Origin of the sequence: Streptomyces sp. NPDC006687 (genome assembly GCF_040636215.1) — a bacterium.
Taxonomy (GTDB): Bacteria; Actinomycetota; Actinomycetes; order Streptomycetales; family Streptomycetaceae; genus Streptomyces.
Map to the genome: position 1 here is coordinate 79,820 of NZ_JBEYJJ010000011.1, position 19,070 is coordinate 98,889.

General features: G+C 73.6%; 17 protein-coding genes. 14 read left to right on the forward strand and 3 right to left on the reverse strand.

Annotated elements, in window-relative coordinates:
• The first annotated feature begins 94 nt into the window (after positions 1 to 94).
• The 12 genes from rsmI (at position 95) to ABZ716_RS16300 (ending at position 15,299) form a co-directional block, all read left to right on the forward strand.
• The gene (rsmI, locus tag ABZ716_RS16245; protein WP_358959551.1) at positions 95 to 991 is read left to right on the forward strand and encodes a 16S rRNA (cytidine(1402)-2'-O)-methyltransferase; all 897 of its coding nucleotides are present in this window, start codon (positions 95 to 97) and stop codon (positions 989 to 991) included.
• Between the two features lie 266 nt (positions 992 to 1,257).
• Positions 1,258 to 1,641, forward strand: coding sequence for a hypothetical protein (locus ABZ716_RS16250; RefSeq protein WP_358959679.1), 384 nt, complete (start codon positions 1,258 to 1,260; stop codon positions 1,639 to 1,641).
• A gap of 9 nt (positions 1,642 to 1,650) precedes the next feature.
• Positions 1,651 to 2,547 (forward strand): TatD family hydrolase, encoded by an 897-nt coding sequence (locus ABZ716_RS16255; protein WP_358959553.1) that lies wholly within the window; start codon positions 1,651 to 1,653, stop codon positions 2,545 to 2,547.
• Between the two features lie 791 nt (positions 2,548 to 3,338).
• The gene (locus ABZ716_RS16260) at positions 3,339 to 4,556 is read left to right on the forward strand and encodes a ubiquitin-like domain-containing protein (protein ID WP_358959682.1); all 1,218 of its coding nucleotides are present in this window, start codon (positions 3,339 to 3,341) and stop codon (positions 4,554 to 4,556) included.
• 116 nt (positions 4,557 to 4,672) lie between these two features.
• Positions 4,673 to 5,515 carry a 16S rRNA (adenine(1518)-N(6)/adenine(1519)-N(6))-dimethyltransferase RsmA gene (gene rsmA, locus ABZ716_RS16265; RefSeq protein ID WP_358811397.1) on the forward strand — a complete coding sequence of 281 codons (843 nt, stop codon included), beginning with the start codon at positions 4,673 to 4,675 and terminating at the stop codon, positions 5,513 to 5,515.
• On the forward strand, positions 5,512 to 6,459 hold the full coding sequence (locus ABZ716_RS16270; protein ID WP_358959556.1) for a 4-(cytidine 5'-diphospho)-2-C-methyl-D-erythritol kinase: 948 nt from the start codon (positions 5,512 to 5,514) through the stop codon (positions 6,457 to 6,459). Before rsmA ends, ABZ716_RS16270 begins: the two co-directional genes overlap by 4 nt.
• A gap of 156 nt (positions 6,460 to 6,615) precedes the next feature.
• Positions 6,616 to 8,415 (forward strand): ABC-F family ATP-binding cassette domain-containing protein, encoded by a 1,800-nt coding sequence (locus tag ABZ716_RS16275; protein WP_358811274.1) that lies wholly within the window; start codon positions 6,616 to 6,618, stop codon positions 8,413 to 8,415.
• A 173-nt stretch (positions 8,416 to 8,588) separates the two neighbouring features.
• Positions 8,589 to 10,226, forward strand: coding sequence for a PQQ-binding-like beta-propeller repeat protein (locus ABZ716_RS16280; protein WP_358959558.1), 1,638 nt, complete (start codon positions 8,589 to 8,591; stop codon positions 10,224 to 10,226).
• Between the two features lie 41 nt (positions 10,227 to 10,267).
• Positions 10,268 to 11,998: a PQQ-binding-like beta-propeller repeat protein gene (locus ABZ716_RS16285; protein WP_358959561.1), complete on the forward strand. Its 1,731-nt coding sequence runs from the start codon at positions 10,268 to 10,270 to the stop codon at positions 11,996 to 11,998.
• A 157-nt stretch (positions 11,999 to 12,155) separates the two neighbouring features.
• Positions 12,156 to 12,866, forward strand: a complete 711-nt coding sequence (locus ABZ716_RS16290; RefSeq protein WP_358959685.1) for a LuxR C-terminal-related transcriptional regulator — start codon at positions 12,156 to 12,158, stop codon at positions 12,864 to 12,866.
• Between the two features lie 111 nt (positions 12,867 to 12,977).
• The gene (gene galE, locus ABZ716_RS16295; RefSeq protein WP_358811271.1) at positions 12,978 to 13,937 is read left to right on the forward strand and encodes a UDP-glucose 4-epimerase GalE; all 960 of its coding nucleotides are present in this window, start codon (positions 12,978 to 12,980) and stop codon (positions 13,935 to 13,937) included.
• 531 nt (positions 13,938 to 14,468) lie between these two features.
• Positions 14,469 to 15,299 (forward strand): response regulator transcription factor, encoded by an 831-nt coding sequence (locus tag ABZ716_RS16300; protein WP_358811270.1) that lies wholly within the window; start codon positions 14,469 to 14,471, stop codon positions 15,297 to 15,299.
• On the opposite strand, the gene ABZ716_RS16305 is transcribed toward ABZ716_RS16300, so the two are convergent.
• Positions 15,258 to 15,755, reverse strand: a complete 498-nt coding sequence (locus ABZ716_RS16305) for a MarR family transcriptional regulator (RefSeq protein WP_344168491.1) — start codon at positions 15,753 to 15,755, stop codon at positions 15,258 to 15,260. The two genes, ABZ716_RS16300 and ABZ716_RS16305, sit on opposite strands and share 42 nt — an antisense overlap.
• 146 nt (positions 15,756 to 15,901) lie before the next feature.
• Here ABZ716_RS16305 and ABZ716_RS16310 point away from each other — a divergent pair, with 146 nt between their 5' ends.
• Both ABZ716_RS16310 and ABZ716_RS16315 read left to right on the forward strand, forming a co-directional pair.
• Positions 15,902 to 16,768, forward strand: a complete 867-nt coding sequence (locus ABZ716_RS16310) for a trans-aconitate 2-methyltransferase (protein ID WP_358811269.1) — start codon at positions 15,902 to 15,904, stop codon at positions 16,766 to 16,768.
• Positions 16,769 to 16,770: 2 nt separating this feature from the next.
• The gene (locus ABZ716_RS16315) at positions 16,771 to 17,139 is read left to right on the forward strand and encodes a VOC family protein (RefSeq protein ID WP_351882862.1); all 369 of its coding nucleotides are present in this window, start codon (positions 16,771 to 16,773) and stop codon (positions 17,137 to 17,139) included.
• 87 nt (positions 17,140 to 17,226) lie between these two features.
• On the opposite strand, the gene ABZ716_RS16320 is transcribed toward ABZ716_RS16315, so the two are convergent.
• Both ABZ716_RS16320 and ABZ716_RS16325 read right to left on the reverse strand, forming a co-directional pair.
• Positions 17,227 to 17,898: a TetR/AcrR family transcriptional regulator gene (locus tag ABZ716_RS16320; protein WP_351882864.1), complete on the reverse strand. Its 672-nt coding sequence runs from the start codon at positions 17,896 to 17,898 to the stop codon at positions 17,227 to 17,229.
• On the reverse strand, positions 17,898 to 18,878 hold the full coding sequence (locus ABZ716_RS16325; protein WP_358959563.1) for a fatty acid desaturase: 981 nt from the start codon (positions 18,876 to 18,878) through the stop codon (positions 17,898 to 17,900). Before ABZ716_RS16325 ends, ABZ716_RS16320 begins: the two co-directional genes overlap by 1 nt.
• Positions 18,879 to 19,070 lie beyond the last annotated feature (192 nt).

The following is a 19,070-nucleotide window of genomic DNA, read 5'->3' on the forward strand; positions in this document are numbered from 1 at the left end:
GGCGACGGCGTCGCGGTACTGGTCACCGGATCATCGTAGGGAACGCCCCTGTGCGAACCCCAGTCCCCACGAGCCCCAATGAGAGGATGAGGCGGTGACTGCAGACCAGCCCCGCGCCGACCGATCCCCCTCCTCCCACGGCGTACTCGTCCTCGCCGGGACCCCGATCGGCGACCTCGCCGACGCCCCGCCGCGGCTCGCCGCCGAGCTGGAACGGGCCGAGGTGATCGCCGCCGAGGACACCCGGCGGCTGCGCCGGCTGACCCAGGGGCTGGGCGTGCACACCACCGGGCGCGTCCTGTCGTACTTCGAGGGCAACGAGTCCGCCCGCACCCCCGAGCTGGTCGAGGCCCTGGAGGCGGGCCGGCGGGTGCTTCTGGTCACCGACGCCGGGATGCCCTCGGTGTCCGACCCCGGTTACCGGCTGGTCGCGGCCGCGGTGGAGAAGGACATCAAGGTCACGGCCGTGCCCGGGCCCTCCGCCGTCCTCACCGCGCTCGCGCTCTCCGGGCTGCCGGTGGACCGCTTCTGCTTCGAGGGCTTCCTGCCGCGCAAGGCGGGCGAGCGCCTCGGGCGGCTCCGCGAGGTGGAGGGCGAGCGGCGAACGCTCGTCTACTTCGAGGCCCCGCACCGGCTCGATGACACCCTGGCGGCCATGGCCGAGGTGTTCGGCGCCGGCCGGCGGGCCGCCGTGTGCCGGGAGCTCACCAAGACCTACGAGGAGGTCAAGCGCGGCGGGCTCGGCGCGCTCGCCGAGTGGGCCGCCGAGGGGGTGCGCGGTGAGATCACCATCGTGGTCGAGGGTGCTCCCGCTCCAGGTCCGGCCGACCTGGACGACGAGGAACTGGTGCGCAGGGTGCGGGTGCGCGAGGAGGCGGGCGAGCGGCGCAAGGAGGCCATCGCGGCGGTCGCGGCCGAGGTCGGCGTACCCAAGCGGGATGTCTTCGACGCGGTGGTGGCGGCAAAGAATGCGGCACAGAAGATGCCGTAGATCGGTAAAGAGCTAACCTGAAAAGCAAAGCTCAGACCGCGCACCGGCCGCTTTGAGACATGACTGGCCCAAAGACAGTCCAACACTGGACAGGGCCTGATGCGCTCCCGCCCGAAGAGGCGTCCACTGGCAATGGCACCAGTGGAACAAGAGGAGCTCGCATGAGTGAGATCGCAGACACCCCGGTACCCGTCCCCGCCGCAGGTCCTGCCGCCGTGTCCACACCCGACGTGCCGACCGTGCACGAGTCCTACTCCTTCGCGTGCATGAAGTGCGGGTACGGCTGGGAGCAGTCCTACGCGATTGAGCACCACACCGACGGCAGCGGACAGCCGTTCATCATGTACATGGTGAACGGCGAGCGGGTTCCCTCCCCGCTGTCCAACCCGACCTGCCTGAACTGCGGCGGGCACGTCGTACGGATCATGCGGGCCGGCCAGGTCTCCCAGGTGAACGCGACCATCGACCGGATCTACCACCACCGCATCGCCCCCGGGATCGCCGGGCCGGTGCCCGCCGGCGAGAACCCGCCGCGTCCCCCGAGGCCGCGCAAGCCGTCGCACGACTCCCCGGGACCCGTCGCCGTCAACGAGCCGGGGCGCCGCCGCGGCCTCCTCGCCCGCCTGCTGGGGAAGCTGCGCCGGTCATAAGATCGGCCCATGAGCCCTAGCCCTTCGTCCTCCTCCGCCGCCGCCAAGGACGCTCCGCCCCCGCTGCCCGAACCGCTGCGGGTGGCGGTGGCCGACTCCCACACCCACCTCGACATGCAGTCCGGCACCGTCGAGGAGGGGCTGGCGAAGGCGGCGTCGGTGGGCGTGACCACCGTCGTGCAGGTGGGCTGCGACGTGAAGGGCTCGCGCTGGGCCGCCGAGACCGCGGCGGCCCACGCCAACGTCCACGCGGCGGTGGCGCTGCACCCGAACGAGGCACCCCGCATCGTCCTCGGAGACCCGGACGGCTGGTCGCGCCAGGGCGCCCGGGCCGGCGGCGGCGAGGGGGCGCTGGACGACGCCCTCGCGGAGATCGAGGCGCTGGCCGCTCTCGACCACGTCAAGGCGGTGGGCGAGACCGGACTCGACTACTTCCGCACCGGGCCCGAGGGGATGGCCGCGCAGGAGCGTTCCTTCCGGGCCCACATCGAGATCGCCAAGCGGCAGGGCAAGGCGCTGGTCATCCACGACCGCGACGCCCACGCCGATGTGCTGCGCGTGCTCCGCGAGGAGGGCGCGCCCGAGCGGACGGTCTTCCACTGCTATTCCGGCGACGCCCAGATGGCCCGGGAGTGCGCGGCCGCCGGGTACTACATGTCCTTCGCCGGCACCGTCACCTTCAAGAACGCGGCGCCGCTGCGCGAGGCCCTGGCGGTGGCCCCGCTGGAACTGGTGCTCGTCGAGACGGACGCGCCCTACCTGACCCCGGCGCCCTACCGGGGGCGGCCCAACGCGCCGTACCTCATCCCGCTGACGGTGCGGGCGATGGCGGCGGTGCGCGGCATCGACGAGGACGCCATGGCCACGGCCCTCGCGGCGAACACGGCACGCGCCTTCGACTACTGACCGACGGGCCGCCGCGGGCGCGGCGCGCGCGACGGTGCTGCTGCCTGCTGCCTGCTGCCTGCTGCCTGCTGCCTGCTGCCTGCCGTGCGCAGTGGCATGGCCGACATAGGGATACAAGGACATGCCGCCATAGCGATGTGGCGACATTTCGGTACGTCGCCGCGACACCTTCGGTACACCCGTTCGTTCGACACATTGCGTAGTCGAACGACTTTGGTGCGTGACGGCCGCTCCCGTTAGGGTGCCGTGCCCGAACCAGCCGGGGCCGGACCAGTGGAGCGAGCGACGTGAGCGATACGCAGGGCAGTCACCGCCGTGCCTCCTGGCCGCAGGCCGATCCGGACACCGGCCTGGACCCCGGCGCGCGGGACGAGGGCCCCGAGCCCGGTGTCCCCGCCCCCCGGGCCGAGGGCCGGCGCGCCGCGCGACGCCGGGCGGCGGCCGGCGCCGAGCGGGCCGACGCGGGCCCTGGCGGTGCGGGCCCGGGCACGGCCGTGCAGCCCGCCGGGCCCGGTACCGGCCGCCGCCGCGCCGGCTCCGCCCCGGACCCCGACCCCGCCCGCCGCCCCGGTGGAGGCGGCCGCCGCCGCGCCGCCGCCCCGGCAGCGCCCCCGCCCGCCGCCCCGCCCGCCCCCGCCGCGCCGCCGCCCGGCGGTGCCCCGGCCGCCGGCCCCGCCGAAGGCCACCGCCCCACCGGCCGCCGCCGCGCCCGCACCGACACCGCCCCCGCCCCGGACCCCGCCCCCGGCCGCCCCCCGGCCACGGGCCGCCGCCGGGCCGCCCCCGCCCCCATCCCCGTACTCGTCCCCGCCCCTGCCTCCGCGTCGGCTCCCGCGCCCGCCCCCGGCGCCGCCGCGGACAGACCCCTCCGGGCCCCCCGCCGCCGCGCCCGTGGCGCGGGCCCGGAGGCCGCCGGCCGGGACGGGTGGCGGCGAATCGTTCCGCAGGCGCTCGTCGTGGCCTTCCTCGCCGGCGGCACCACCGCCTTCGTCGCCGCCGACAAGTCCGTCCACCTCACCGTCGACGGCCGGCCCCGCACCCTCCACACCTTCGCCGGAAGCGTCGAGGACCTCCTCGACTCCCAGGGCCTCGGCGTCGGCCCCCACGACCTCGTCGCCCCCGCCCGCGGCTCCGCCCTGGAGGACGGCGAGGAGGTCGTCGTCCACTACGGCCGCCCCCTGCGCCTGACCCTCGACGGCACCAGCCGCCAGGTGTGGACCACCGCCCGCACCGTCGACGCCGCCCTGCGCCAGCTCGGTGTCCGCGTCGAAGGCGCCTTCCTCTCCGCCGCCCCCACCACCCCCGTCCCCCGCGCCGGAATGGCCCTGAGCGTGCGCACCGAACGCGGGATCACCTTCATGGCCGACGGCCGCGAACGCACCATCCGCACCAACGCCGCCACCGTCCGGGAAGCCCTCGACCAGGCCGGCATCACCCTCCGCGGCGAGGACACCACCTCCGTCCCCCCGGACTCCTTCCCCCGCGACGGCCAGACCGTCACCGTCCTGCGCATCACCGGCACCCGCGAGGTCCGCGAGGAACGCATCCCCTTCACCTCCGAACGCGTCGAGGACGACTCCCTCTTCGCCGGCACCGAGGTCGTCGAACGCGCCGGACGCCCCGGCGCGCGCCGGGTCACGTACGGGCTGCGCACCGTCAACGGGGTCCGCCAGCCCGCACGCAAGATCGCCGAGGAGGTGGTCCGCGAGCCCGTCAGCCAGCTGGTCAAGGTCGGCACCAAACCCCTGCCCGCCTCCGTCGCCGGAGCCGAGGGCCTCGACTGGAACGCCCTCGCCCAGTGCGAGTCCGGCGGCCGGCCCTCCGCCACCGACGCCTCGGGCACCTACGGCGGCCTCTACCAGTTCGACGTCACCACCTGGCAGGCCCTCGGGGGCAGCGGCCGCCCGCAGGACGCCCCGGCCGGGGAGCAGACGTTCCGGGCGAAGAAGCTCTACGTGCAGCGGGGGGCGAGTCCGTGGCCGCACTGCGGCCGTAGGCTTTACCGGTGAGCACCGCAGAGCAGCAGCAGCCCCCCGGCACCCCCGGCGCCCCCGGGACCCACGGCACGCCCGGCACCCCCCAGGCCCCCGAGGCCCCTTCCGACGCCCTCCTCGGCCCGGCCGACATCCGAGAGCTGGCCGCCGTCCTCGGCGTGCGCCCGACGAAGCAGAAGGGCCAGAACTTCGTCATCGACGCCAACACGGTCCGCCGGATCGTGCGCACCGCCGGGGTGCGCCCCGACGACGTGGTCGTCGAGGTCGGCCCGGGCCTCGGCTCGCTGACGCTCGCCCTGCTGGAGGCGGCCGACCGGGTCGTCGCCGTCGAGATCGACGACATCCTGGCCGCCGCGCTGCCCGCCACCATCGAGGCGCGGATGCCGCACAAGAAGGACCGCTTCGCGCTGGTCCACTCCGACGCGATGCTGGTCACCGAGCTGCCCGGCCCCGCGCCCACCGCGCTCGTCGCGAACCTGCCCTACAACGTGGCCGTGCCCGTGCTGCTGACCATGCTGGACCGTTTCCCCAGCATCGAGCGGACCCTCGTCATGGTCCAGGCCGAGGTCGCCGACCGGCTCGCCGCCCGCCCCGGCAACAAGGTGTACGGGGTCCCCTCCGTCAAGGCCAACTGGTACGCGGACGTCAAGCGCGCCGGATCCATCGGCCGCAACGTCTTCTGGCCCGCCCCGAACGTCGACTCCGGGCTCGTCTCCCTCGTCCGCCGCAGCGAACCGGTCGCCACCACCGCCTCCAAGACCGAGGTCTTCGCGGTCGTCGACGCGGCGTTCGCGCAGCGCCGCAAGGGCCTGCGCTCGGCGCTGTCCGGCTGGGCCGGGTCGGCGGCCGCCGCCGAGGCCGCGCTGACCGCCGCCGGGATCAGCCCGCTGGCCCGCGGCGAGTCCCTGACGGTCGAGGAGTTCGCGGCGATCGCCGAGCACAAGCCCTCCGACGCGCGGAAGCCCGCGCTGTGAGCGCCGCGCCGCACGCCGCCGCTCCGCACGCCGCCGCCGGGCCGGTGACCGTACGGGTCCCCGCGAAGGTCAACGTGCAGCTCGCCGTGGGCGCGGCCCGCGCCGACGGCTTCCACGACCTGGCCACCGTCTTCCTCGCCGTCTCCCTGTACGACGAGGTGACCGCGACCGCGACCTGCGGCGACGGGCCGACGGTCGGCTGCGAGGGCCCCGGCAGCGACCAGGTGCCGCTGGACCGCACGAACCTGGCGGCGCGGGCGGCCGAGCTGCTCGCCGCCCGCGCCGGGCTCACCCCCGCCGTCCACCTGCACATCGCCAAGAACATCCCCGTCGCCGGCGGGATGGCCGGCGGCAGCGCGGACGGCGCGGCGGCGCTGCTGGCATGCGACGCGCTGTGGGGGCTCGCCACCCCGCGCGAGGAACTGCTGGAGCTCTGCGCCGAGCTGGGCAGCGACGTCCCCTTCAGCCTGCTGGGCGGCGCGGCGCTGGGCACCGGACGGGGGGAGCTGCTGACGCCCGTCCCGGCGGGCCGCTTCCACTGGGTGTTCGCGGTGGCGCACGGCGGGCTGTCGACGCCGGCGGTGTTCCGCGAGTTCGACCGGCTGACGGAGGGTACGGCCGTACCGGCGCCGCGGGCCTCGGCGGAACTGCTGGCGGCCCTCGCCTCGGGCGACCCCGACGCGCTGGCCGCCGTCCTGCCGCGGTCCAACGGGCTCCAGCCGGCGGCGCTGTCGCTGCGGCCGGAGCTGGCGCGGACGCTGGAGGCGGGCGTGGCGGCCGGGGCCCTGGCCGGGCTGGTGTCCGGGTCCGGGCCCACGACGGCGTTCCTGGTGCGGGACGAGGAGGCCGGGCTCAAGGTGGCGGCGGAGCTCGACGCCTCCGGCACGTGCCGGGCCACCCGGGTGACCTCCTCGCCCGCGGCGGGGGCCACCGTACTGGCCTAGCGGCGGCGGGCCCGCCCTTCCCGCAGGCGCCGCCCCCGGGCCCCGCGCCCCCCACGCCTGCGGGGCTGGATATTGCCGCTGCGCGTTAGGCTGAGGGGCTGATCCACAGCCTCTCCCGGACCCGGTCCGGGGGTACCCCCACCTGGAGCGCGTCTGATGGCCGTCAATCTGGTCAATGTCGAGGCAGTCAGCAAGGTGTACGGCACCCGTACCCTGCTCGACGGCATCTCCCTCGGCGTATCCGAGGGCGACCGGATCGGTGTGGTCGGCCGCAACGGCGACGGGAAGACCACCCTCATCCGGATGCTCGCCAAGCTGGAGGAACCCGACAGCGGCCGGGTCACCCAGAGCGGCGGCACGCGGATGGGCGTCCTGACCCAGCACGACTCCCTCGACCCGGCGGCCACCATCCGCCACGAGATCATCGGCGACATGGCCGACCACGAGTGGGCCGGCAAGTCCGAGATCCGCGACGTGCTGACGGGCCTCTTCGGCGGCCTGGACCTGCCCGGCTTCGACCAGGGCCTGGACACCGTCATCGGACCGCTCTCCGGCGGCGAGCGGCGCCGTATCGCGCTCGCCAAGCTGCTCATCGCCGAGCAGGACCTCCTCGTCCTCGACGAGCCCACCAACCACCTCGACGTCGAGGGCATCTCCTGGCTGGCCGGCCACCTCCAGAGCCGCCGCAGCGCCCTCGTCTGCGTCACCCACGACCGCTGGTTCCTCGACCAGGTCTGCACCCGCATGTGGGACGTCCAGCGCGGCTCGGTCTACGAGTACGAGGGCGGCTACAGCGACTACGTCTTCGCCCGCGCCGAGCGCGAGCGGATCGCCGCCACCGAGGAGGTCAAGCGGCAGAACCTGATGCGCAAGGAGCTGGCCTGGCTGCGCCGCGGCGCCCCCGCGCGGACCTCCAAGCCCCGCTACCGCATCGAGGCCGCCAACGAGCTGATCGCCGACGTGCCGGAGCCGCGCGACAAGTCGGAGCTGATGCGCTTCGCCAACGCCCGCCTCGGCAAGACGGTCTTCGACCTGGAGGACGTCACCGTCCAGGCCGGCCCCAAGACCCTCCTCAAGCACCTCACCTGGCACCTGGGCCCCGGCGACCGCGTCGGCCTCGTCGGCGTCAACGGCGCGGGCAAGACCTCCCTGCTGCGGGCCCTCGCCGAGGCCGCCCGCACCCAGGGCGAGGTGCAGCCGGCGGCCGGTGAGATCACCGTCGGCAAGACCGTCCGCCTGGCCTACCTCTCCCAGGAGGTCGGCGAGCTCGACCCCTCGCTGCGCGTCCTGGAGGCCGTCCAGCGCGTCCGTGACCGCGTGGACCTCGGCAAGGGCCGGGAGATGACGGCCGGCCAGCTGTGCGAGCAGTTCGGCTTCACCAAGGAGAAGCAGTGGACGCCCGTCGGCGACCTGTCCGGCGGTGAGCGGCGCCGGCTGCAGATCCTGCGCCTGCTGATGGACGAGCCCAACGTCCTGTTCCTCGACGAGCCCACCAACGACCTCGACATCGAGACCCTCACCCAGCTGGAGGACCTCCTCGACGGCTGGCCCGGCTCGATGATCGTGATCTCCCACGACCGGTTCTTCATCGAGCGCACCACCGACACGGTGATGGCCCTGCTCGGCGACGCGTCCCTGCGGATGCTGCCGCGCGGTCTGGACGAGTACCTGGAGCGCCGCCGGCGGATGATCGAGACGGCCTCCCCGGCGCCGGCCCCGGCCGCCGCGGCCAAGCCGGCCTCCTCGGGGGACTCGCGCGCGGCGAAGAAGGAGCTCCAGAAGATCGAGCGCCAGCTCAACAAGATGTCCGACCGCGAGTCGCACCTGCACGCGCAGATCGCCGAGCACTCCACCGACTACGACAAGGTCGCCAAGCTCGACGCGGAGCTGCGCGAACTCATCTCCGAGCGCGACGACTTGGAGATGCGCTGGCTGGAACTGGCCGAGGACGCCTGAGCCGAGGGCCCCGTGCGGCCCGATAACAGGCGCGTCACGGGCCGGTCCGCCCTTGGGAACAGGGGTGCGACCGGCCCGTCGTGTACCGGCCACGGGTGATAGAAAGGGTCGGTTCTTTTCGATCTCCGGGTCCCTCCCGGCCACCGACCGCCTGAAGCCGAAGGTATGCGCTGATGACCGAGCCGCCCCAGCCGCCGCCGAACCAGCCGCCGTCCCCTTCCGGTTACGGACACCTCCCCGGCCCGCCGCAGCAGGCGTACGGCTACCCGCCGCAGGGCGGCAACCCGTACGCGCAGCAGCCGCCGACCGTCCCGCAGCCGCCGGTGCAGCCCGGCGGCTACGGCTTCCCGCCGCCCGGCGCGCCCGGTGCTCCCGGTGCGCCCGGCGGCCCGCCGTCCCGCCGCGGCAAGGGCCCGGTGATCATCGCGGCGGCCGTCGCGGGTGTCCTCGTCCTCGGCGGCGGCGCCTGGTTCGCCTTCGGCAGCGGCGACGACCCCAAGCGGCCCGTCGCGCAGGGCTCCGCCCCCGCCGACCCCAAGCCCTCCGGCTCCCCGTCCGTGGACAAGGGCGACGGCAGCGGCAACGGCGCCCCCGAGCAGACCGACCTCAACGCGGGCCGCAAGCCCGGCGAGGACAAGGTGCTCTGGCTCAAGACCGTCAAGCTCCAGGCCACCGGCGACATCGGCATCCCCACGAAGGGCCAGTGGGTGGTCGGCGACACCATCGCCAAGACCCTCGGCAACGCGGTCGTCGGCTACGGCGTGGCCGACGGCAAGGAGAAGTGGAAGATCGGCCTGCCGACGGAGGTCTGCGGGCTCGCCCCCCAGACCACCGCCGACGGCAAGACGGTCGTCATCGTCAAGGACGGCGCCGGCTCCAACGCCAACTGCAACCAGCTCAAGCAGATCGACCTCAAGGCCGGCAAGGAGGGCTGGACCAAGGAGGTCGTCAAGGAGGGCCTCTTCGACGGCGGCGGCAGCGCCGCCCTGAGCCTCACCGGCGACACCGTCGCCGTCAACCGGCTCGGCGGCACCAGCGCCTACCGCGTCAGCACCGGCGACAAGCTCTTCTCCGGCTCCGTACCCGAAGGCTGCCAGCCCACCCAGTACACCGCCGGCGGCGGCAAGATGCTCGGCACCGCCCTGTGCATGGACGCCGACCACACCATCGAGGTCCAGGACGCCGACCCCGTCACCGGCAAGAAGAGCTGGGCCTACCGCCTCGCCAAGGGCTGGCAGGTCAACGGCGTCTACTCCGTCTCCCCGGCCGTCCTCGACATCGGCAACCGCGAGACCAAGGAACGCGCCGTCATCGCCCTGACCGCGGACGGCAAGAAGCGCTCCACCATGGCCGCCGAGGGGAAGTTCGCCGTCAACTGCGGCGCCAGCATCCTGGACGACCTCCAGGGCTGCGGAGAGGCCGCGGTCGACGGCGACACCCTCTACCTGATGACCGACGGCGGCAAGAACGCCAACAACGAGATCGTCGCCTTCGACCTCGCCACCGGAAAGCCCAAGTGGCGCCAGGCCGCCGGCGACAAGCGGGGCCTGGCCCCGCTGAAGGCCGCGAACGGACAGCTGATCGCCTACCACAGCGGCGCCCTGGACGAGCCCGGCGAGATCGTCTCCTTCCCGGCGGCCGGCGGCGCACCCACGACGCTGCTGCGCCTGCCCTCCGGGCCGGCCGCGAAGATCGAGGGCTCCTTCCTGTTCTCCAGCAGGGCCTACGTCGACGGCCGCTTCTTCCTGTCCGTGACCTCGCTGGCCGGCAACAGCACGGACGAGAAGTTCCTGATGGCATTCGGCAAGTGAACGAGTCCACCGAGCCGCCCACCGAGAGGCAGTAGCAGCAGATGAGCACCCCGCCGCCCCCGAGCCAGCCGCCCGCCGGCGGTTTCGGCGGCCCCCCGCCGCCGCCCGGCCCCCCGCCGGGCCCGCCCCCGGCCCCCGGCGCCCCGCCGCAGCCGCCCGCCGCCCCGCCGCAGGCCCCGCAGCAGCCCGCGACCCAGCCCGCCCAGCCGGCCGCGCCGGCGGCCGGCGCCCAGCCCGGATACGGCTACCCGCAGCAGCCGCAGCCCGGTTACGGCTACCCGCAGCAGCCGGCCACGCTCCAGGCCCCGTCCCAGCCGCCCGCTGGCCCCGCGTCGGGCGGCGGCAACGACGTGCGCAACCAGCTGATGATCGTCGGCGCGGCCCTGCTGGCCATGGCGCTCATCATCGGCGGCGGCTTCTTCTACACCTCCGGCAGCGACGGCGGCGACACCCCGCCGGCCACCGCCGCGAGCGGCTCGGCCGACCCCAAGGCGCCGGCCCTGGCCGGCAGCGAGAAGCCCCCGGCCAACCCCAAGTCCAAGCCGCTGGTCAGCGTCACCACCCAGGTCCCCGGCTCCGACGTGGTCGGCGTCGACGGCTCCTGGCTGACCGACACCACCTACGTCAAGTCCGACCTGGGCAAGGTCGTCGGCTACAACCTCGTCGACGGCGGCAAGAAGTGGGAACTCCCGCTGAACGCCAACGTCTGCGGGGCCACCAAGCACATCAGCGACAACAAGACCGCCATCCTCTTCCAAGAGGCCCCGCCCACCGCCGACAAGAAGTACCCCCAGTGCACCCAGGTCGGCGTCATCGACCTGAACACCGGCAAGCTGCTGTGGTCCGCCACCGCCAAGTCCGCCACCGGCGGCGACAAGCCGGTGGCCTTCACCGAGGTCACCCTCAGCGGCCAGACCGTCGCCGCCGGCGGCCTCTACGGCGGCGCCGCCTGGAGCCTCGCCGACGGCAAGTCCCTGTGGACGCCCAAGACCGATGCCCAGGGCTGCTACGACCTCGGTTACGCGGGCGGCGAGGCCCTCGCCGTGCTCCGCAAGTGCGGCGGCGGCTCCGACGAGACCCTCTACGCCCAGGCCCTCGACCCCGCCAGCGGCGCGCCGAAGTACTCGTACAAGCTGTCCGCGGGCATCGAGTGGGCCGGCATCATCTCCACCAAGCCGCTCATCGTCGCCGCCAACGTCGGCAACACCGCGAAGAACGCCACCAACGTCAGCGACCTCTTCGTCCTCGACGACGCCGGCCAGCTCAAGACCCGTATCGGCCTGTCCTCGGGCAGCTACGCGCCCCGGTGCCCGGCGACCGAGGTCGAGCAGTGCACCAACATGGTCGTCGGCAACGGCAAGGTGTACCTGCCGACGTACGAGCACCAGAACCCGTCGTCCACCGCCGTGGGCCGCACCAACGAGATCGTCTCCTTCGACCTGGAGACCGGAAAGCCGACGAGCGACCGCGCCGACGCGGGCGAGAAGTTCGTCATGTACCCGCTGCGCATGGACGGGTCGAACATCATCGCCTACAAGGTGCCCCCGTACGACAACGGCGGGCAGGTCGTCAGCCTCGACGGCAAGACGATGAAGGAGACCCTCCTGATGCAGAACCCGACGGGCAGCCGGAGCCTGGAGCAGGGCTTCTCGCCGGACCGCTCCGAGATCCGCTACCACAACGGGCGCCTGTTCCTGGCCGAGAGCCTGGCGAGCAAGCCGTACTCCGACAAGGACAAGGACTACCTGTTCGTCTCCTTCACCGCGAGCTGACGCCCGTACGCCGACGCCCGTACGCAGCGCTCGCGGACAGCCGCGCGAAAGCCCCCGGCCGGTGCCACCGATCGGGGGCTTTCGCGCGGTAACCGCCGCACCCCGTCGAACAAGCGTGTAGCTTGCCGGGTCAGAAGGATCTGGGGTGGGAGCCTTGATGGGCGTACGGGTCGTGGTGGTCGACGAGCACCGTCTGCTGGCCGAGGCGCTCGCCTCGGCCCTGAAACTGCGCGGGCACCGGGTGCTCGCGGCGGCCGCGCCGGCGGCCGGCGCCGCCGAACTGGTCATCAGCCGCGCTCCGGAGGTGTGCCTGTTCGGCACCGCCGCCCCGGCGGAACCCGGGGTCTTCGAGCCGGTCGTGCGCATCAGGCGCGAGCGGCCGCAGATCGCCGTCGTGGTTCTCGGGCCGGTGCCCAGCCCGCGCGGGATCGCGGGCGCCTTCGCGGCGGGCGCCTGCGGCTACGTACGCCAGGACGAGCGCATCGAAGGCGTCGAGCGGGCCCTGGCCAAGGCGCGGGCCGGGGAGGTCGCCATCTCCCCGCAGCTGCTCCAGAGCGCCTTCGCCGAGCTCCTCAACCCCGCCGCCCAGCCCGACGACGAGGGCACCCGGCTGCTGCGGCTGCTGACCCCGCGCGAGGTGGAGGTGCTGGTGCGGGTGGCCGAGGGGGAGGACACCCGGCTGATCGCCGCCGGTATGGCCATCGCCCCGAGCACCGCGCGGACCCACGTCCAGCGGGTGCTGATGAAGCTGGGCGTAGGCTCACGGCTGGAGGCGGCCGCGCTGGCCGCCCGTACCGGACTGCTCGACCGGGCCGCCCCGCCCGTACCGCGGCAGCCGCAGCAGCCCGAGGACCGGTCTCGCTGCTGAGACCGGCCTCAGGCCGGCCAGGCGGCGGCGATTTCCCCGGAAGCGCGGAATCCGGTAAGCCAGACACCAGCACGCACAGCCGCGTGCTGTCCGCGAGAGGTTGGAGTACGAGTGAGCAAGTACCTGGTCACCGGTGGTGCGGGATACGTGGGCAGCGTCGTCGCCGCCCATCTGCTGGAGGCCGGACACGAGGTCACCGTCCTGGACGACCTCTCCACCGGCTTCGGCGAGGGCGTCCCCGCCGGCGCCACCCTGGTCAACGGCCGCATCCAGGACGCCGCCCGCCACCTGGACTCCTCCTACGACGCCGTCCTGCACTTCGCGGCCTCCTCGCAGGTCGGCGAGTCGGTGGTGAACCCCGGCAAGTACTGGGACAACAACGTCGGCGGCACCCTCGCCCTGCTCACCGCCATGCGCGAGGCCGGGGTGCGCACCCTCGTGTTCTCCTCCACCGCCGCCACCTACGGGGAGCCCACCGAGGGCGCGCTGACCGAGACCTCGGTCACCTCCCCCACCAACCCGTACGGCGCCTCCAAGCTGGCCGTCGACCACATGATCGCGGGGGAGTGCGCGGCGCACGGCCTCGCGGCGGTCTCGCTGCGCTACTTCAACGTGGCCGGCGCGTACAAGGAGTTCGGCGAGCGCCACGACCCCGAGACCCACCTGATCCCCCTGGTCCTCCAGGTCGCCCTGGGCGAGCGCGAGGCCATCTCGGTGTTCGGCGAGGACTACCCGACCCCCGACGGCACCTGCGTACGCGACTACATCCACGTCGCCGACCTCGCCGAGGCCCACCTCGCGGCGCTGCGCGTCGCGGCCGAGGGCGAGCACCTGATCTGCAACCTCGGCAACGGCAGCGGCTTCTCGGTCCGCGAGGTCATCGAGACGGTCCGCAAGGTCACCGGCCGGGAGATCCCCGAGGTCGTCGCCCCGCGCCGGGCCGGCGACCCGGCGGTCCTGGTCGCCTCCGCGCGCACCGCGCACGAGCGCCTCGGCTGGACCCCCAGCCGCCCGGACCTGACCGGCATCGTGACGGACGCCTGGAACTTCGCCCGCGCCCAGCGTTCCTGACGCCGCAGGCCCCCGGCGGCCCCCGCCGCGGGGCCCGTACGCCACGCGCCCCTGCGCCCCCTGTGCGCCGGGTTCCCCGTGACGCGCAGCGCCCCCCGCCCCTACCGGTGCGGGGGGCGCACGCATGGGGGGCGGGCGCGGTGGACGGGCGCTGCGCGCGGGCGCCCGGCGTGCGTACGCCGGGTGAACCGGGCCCCGTGCAACTGCCGCGGGCACGCACCGGTGCGAACATCACGCTTCCGTCCTTCCGGACAGGTGAAATCAGGCCACCCGCACGGCCGTTGCGGAGCCCGCGCCTCGCAAACCCCTCGGAAAACTTCTGCTATTCGGCCAACCGCGCAGCGCCGCCCGCTCTACGCTGATGCGTGACACCGGTGGGGGCCGGTGTTGATTCAGGGGTCGAGGCGCGCCGGGTACGGCGTCCGCTCCCGGGTAGGTGTACGGGTGTCGCGGCGGCGGCCGCGGCGGCCTGTGGACCCCGGTCCGGGTGCCGTACCCGTAGCAGTCCGTTCCCCGACCCTTGGGGGTTTTGTGGTGCGTATCCGGGTCCTGGTGGTCGACGACCACCGCATCTTCGCCGAATCGCTCGCCGCCGCGCTCGCGGCCGAGCCGGACGTGGACGTGTCCGCGGCCGGCAGCGGTCCCGCGGCCCAGCGCTGCCTCGAACGCGCCGCGGCGGAAGGCCGCCGCTACGACGTCCTGCTCGTCGACGCCGACCTCGGCGCGGCCGGCCCGCCGGGAGCACCGGCCCCGCCCGCCGCGCCCGGCCCGCCCGCCGGTACGGGGGCGGGCGCGGCCCTTCCCGTCCCCGGCCAGCGGGCGCCCGGCGCCCCGGGCCCGCCGCCGGCGGACGGGATCGCGCTGGTCGCCGGGGTGCGCACCGCCCACCCCGGCGTCCGTACGGTGGTCCTCGCCGAGCGGGACGACCCCCGCCGGGCCGCCCAGGCGCTCCAGGCGGGGGCCTCGGGGTGGGTGGCGAAGGACTGCTCGCTGTCGCGGCTGCTGGCCGTGATCCGGGGGGTGCTGCGCGAGGAGACGCACCTGCCGCCCGCGCTGCTCACGGGGGTGCTGCGGGAGCTGACGGCGGCCCGCAAGCACCGCACCGACAGCGAACGGCTGGTGGAGTCCCTCACCCCGCGCGAGCACGAGGTGCTGCGCTGCATGGTGGCGGGGCTGGGCCGCAAGGACGTCGCGGCGCGGCTGTTCCTGTCCCCGCACACGGTCCGCACCCATATGCAGAACGTGCTGGGCAAGCTGGGCGTGCACTCCACCCTGGCGGCGGTGGCCCTGGCCCGGCGGGCCGGGGTGCGGCCGGCGGAGCTAGCCGGGGATGTTGTCGAACGGAGCGGTCAACTGGCGTAGCAGGCCCGCGAGGTCGACGCGCTCGGCCGCGGAGAGCTGTGCCAGGATCGCCCGCTCCTGGGCGAGCAGCCCGGCCAGGGACTGGTCGGCGCGGTCGCGTCCCTCGGGGGTGAGCCGTACCAGGACCCCGCGCCGGTCGCTGGGGTCCGGCAGTCTTTCGACCAGGCCCTTCTTGGCCAGCCGGTCGATGCGGTTGGTCATGGTGCCGGAGGTGACGAGGGTCTGGGTGAGCAGTTGGCCGGGGGAGAGCTGGTACGGGGCTCCGGCGCGCCGCAGCGAGGTCAGGACGTCGAACTCCCAGGGTTCGAGGCCGTGCTCGGAGAAGGCCAGCCTGCGGGCGCGGTCGAGGTGGCGTGCGAGCCGGCTGACGCGGCTGAGCACTTCGAGCGGTTCCACGTCGAGGTCAGGGCGCTCTCTCCGCCATGCCGCGACCAGTCGGTCGACCTCGTCCTCCATGCCGATCAGTGTACGGGGTCTGTCGACATGAAGTCTCTTCAGATCAAGAATCTTGACATCGAGATATATTCTGGCGGAGCATGGGGCATGGAGGGGGCCGGAGCTGCTTCCGCTTCCGACCGCCCCACCAGTAGGGAGGCTCGAACATGCATTCCGATATCGCGCCGGCCGTGCGCCCCCACGCCCTGGACGGCGCCAGCTCGTCCGCACCCGTGTGGGACCCCCACCAGTACCTGCGGCACGCCGGCCACCGAACCCGCCCGTTCCTCGATCTGCTGACGCGCATATCAGACCTGCCCACCCCGTCCGCACGCATCGCCGACCTGGGCTGCGGCCCCGGCAACGTCACCGCCCTCCTCGCCGAGCGCTGGCCCCAGGCCCGTATCACCGGCTTCGACCTCTCCCCGGACATGCTCCGCCTCGCCGAAGCCGAGTACGCCGGGCCCACCGCCGGCGGTGGCCACCTCGACTTCCGCCCCGGCGACATCGCGACCTGGATGCCCGAGGAGACCTATGACCTGATCGTCTCCAACGCCGCCCTCCAGTGGGTGCCCAGCCACCCCGGCTCCTTCGCCGCCTGGATCAACGGCCTGCGCCCCGGCGGAACCTTCGCCTTCCAGATCCCCGGCAACTTCACCGCCCCCAGCCACCGCCTCCTCGCCGAGCTGTGCGACACCCCGCGCTGGCGCGAGCGGCTCGGCGGACACGGCGCCCGCTACATCCACGTCCTCGAACCCGCCGAGTACCTCGCCCGCTTCACCGAGCTCGGCTGCGCCGTCGACGTATGGGAGACCACCTACTACCAGATGCTCCAGGGCCCCGACCCCGTCCTCGACTGGGTCAAGGGCACCGCCCTGCGCCCCGTCCTCACCGCCCTCGGCGACGACCGCGACGCGGCCGAGCGGTTCCTCGCCGAATACCGCGAAGCCCTGCGCCTGGCCTACCCGCACGGCCCCAGGGGCACCGTCTTCCCCTTCCGCCGCATCTTCGCCATCGCGCGCAAGGAGGGATGACCGTGCTCACCGCCGTCGACCACGTGCAGCTCGCCGCGCCCCCGGGGTCGGAGGACCGGCTCCGCGCCTACTACGAGGGGGTCCTCGGCATGACCGAGATCTCCAAACCCCCGCTCCTCGCCGCCCGCGGGGGCTGCTGGTTCGCCGCGGGCGGCGTACAGCTGCACCTGGGAGTGGAGGAGGAGTTCCGGCCCGCCCGCAAGGCCCACCCCGGGCTGCGGGTCACCGGCATCGAGGAGTACGCCGGCAGACTCCGCGCGCGCGGAGCGGACGTCGTCTGGGACGAGGGCCTGCCGGGACACCGGCGTTTCTACTCCCACGACCCCGTCGGCAACCGGCTGGAGTTCCTGGAACCGCTCACCGGCCACTGAGCACCCGGCCGTCGCCCCGCGAACGGCGGCGCCCCGCCACCGGAGAACCCGGTGACGGGGCGCCGCCCCCGCGCGTACGGGAAAGGCTCAGCTCCTGCGGTGGCCCACCAGCCGCGGGCGCGCCTCCAGGTTCTCCAGCCCGTGCCAGGCCAGGTTCACCAGATGAGCCGCGACCTCCGCCTTCTTCGGCCGCCGCGTCTCCAGCCACCACTGCCCCGTCAGCGCCACCATCCCCACCAGCGCCTGCGCGTACAGCGGGGCCAGCTTCGGATCGAAACCCCGGGCCTTGAACTCCAGGCCCAGGATGTCCTCCACCTGCGTGGCGATATCGCTGATCAGCGACGCGAACGTGCCCGTGGACTGCGCGACGGGAGAATCCCGCACCAGGATCCGGAAGCCGTCGGTGTAGTTCTCGATGTAGTCCAGCAGCGCGAACGCCGCCTGCTCCAGCAGCTCGCGCGGGTGCCCGGCCGTCAGCGCGCCCGTCACCCCGTCCAGCAGCTGGCGCATCTCGCGGTCCACGACGACCGCGTAGAGGCCCTCCTTGCCGCCGAAGTGCTCGTACACCACCGGCTTCGACACCCCGGCCTTCGCCGCGATCTCCTCCACCGAGGTGCCCTCGAACCCCTTCGCGGCGAACAGCGTGCGGCCGATGTCCAGCAGCTGCTGGCGCCGCTCGGCGCCCGTCATCCGGACCCGGCGTCCCCGCCGGGGCTTGTCGCTGCTGGTAGTGCTGCCGTCGATCGCCACGTCCCCCATCATGCCGCGTTCGAGCTCGCGGCCTTGCGCCGGGCGTCGATCCGCGCCCCCGACGGCCACCGGACGTCCGAGGCCCAGCCCGCCAGCTCGAACCAGCGGATCAGCCGCGCACTGGAATCCACCTGCCCGCGCAGCACCCCGTGGCGCGCCGAGGTCGGGTCGGCGTGGTGCAGGTTGTGCCAGGACTCCCCGCACGACAGCACCGCCAGCCACCACACGTTGCCCGAGCGGTCGCGCGACTTGAACGGCCGCTTGCCCACCGCGTGACAGATCGAGTTGATCGACCACGTCACATGGTGCAGCAGCGCCACACGCACCATCGAACCCCAGAAGAAGGCCGTGAACGCGCCCCACCACGACATCGTCACCAGACCGCCCACCAGCGGCGGGATCGCCAGCGACAGCAGCGTCCACCAGACGAAGTCACGGCTGATCCGCCGGATCGCCGGGTCCTTGATCAGGTCCGGCGCGTACTTCTGCTGGTCGGTCTGCTCCTCGTCGAAGAGCCAGGCGATGTGCGCCCACCACAGGCCCTTCATCAGCGCCGGCACCGTCTCGCCGAACCGCCACGGCGAGTGCGGGTCACCCTCGTGGTCGGAGTACTTGTGGTGCTTGCGGTGGTCCGCCACCCAGCGCACCAGCGGCCCCTCCACGGCGAGCGAGCCCATCACCGCCAGCGCGATCCGCAGCGGCCGCTTCGCCTTGAAGGAACCGTGCGTGAAGTAGCGGTGGAAGCCGATGGTGATCCCGTGGCACGCCAGGAAGTACATGAACACCATCAGACCGAGGTCCAGCCAGCTCACCCCCCAGCCCCAGGCCAGCGGCACCGCCCCCAGCAGCGCCACGAAGGGGACGGTGATGAACAGAAGCAGCGCCACCTGCTCCACCGAGCGCTTGTGCTCACCGCCGCGCGTCGCGGACGGCGCGGAGGTGTCGGACGACGCCGGGGCGTCCTCCATCAGATCGGGACTGAGGGTCATCAGAAATCCCCTGGGGGGTGAGAAACGGGCAGAAGCCCTGGTCACAGCCCCCGCATACCTACGGGACCGTAACCTACGACAACGTAAGTATGGCAATTCCCTCCCGCACGGCAAGAGCAGCACGCCCGCAGCGCCCCCGGACGACCCCGGCGCCCCCCTCGCACCACGCCGATCCGCCAGCACACCGGCACG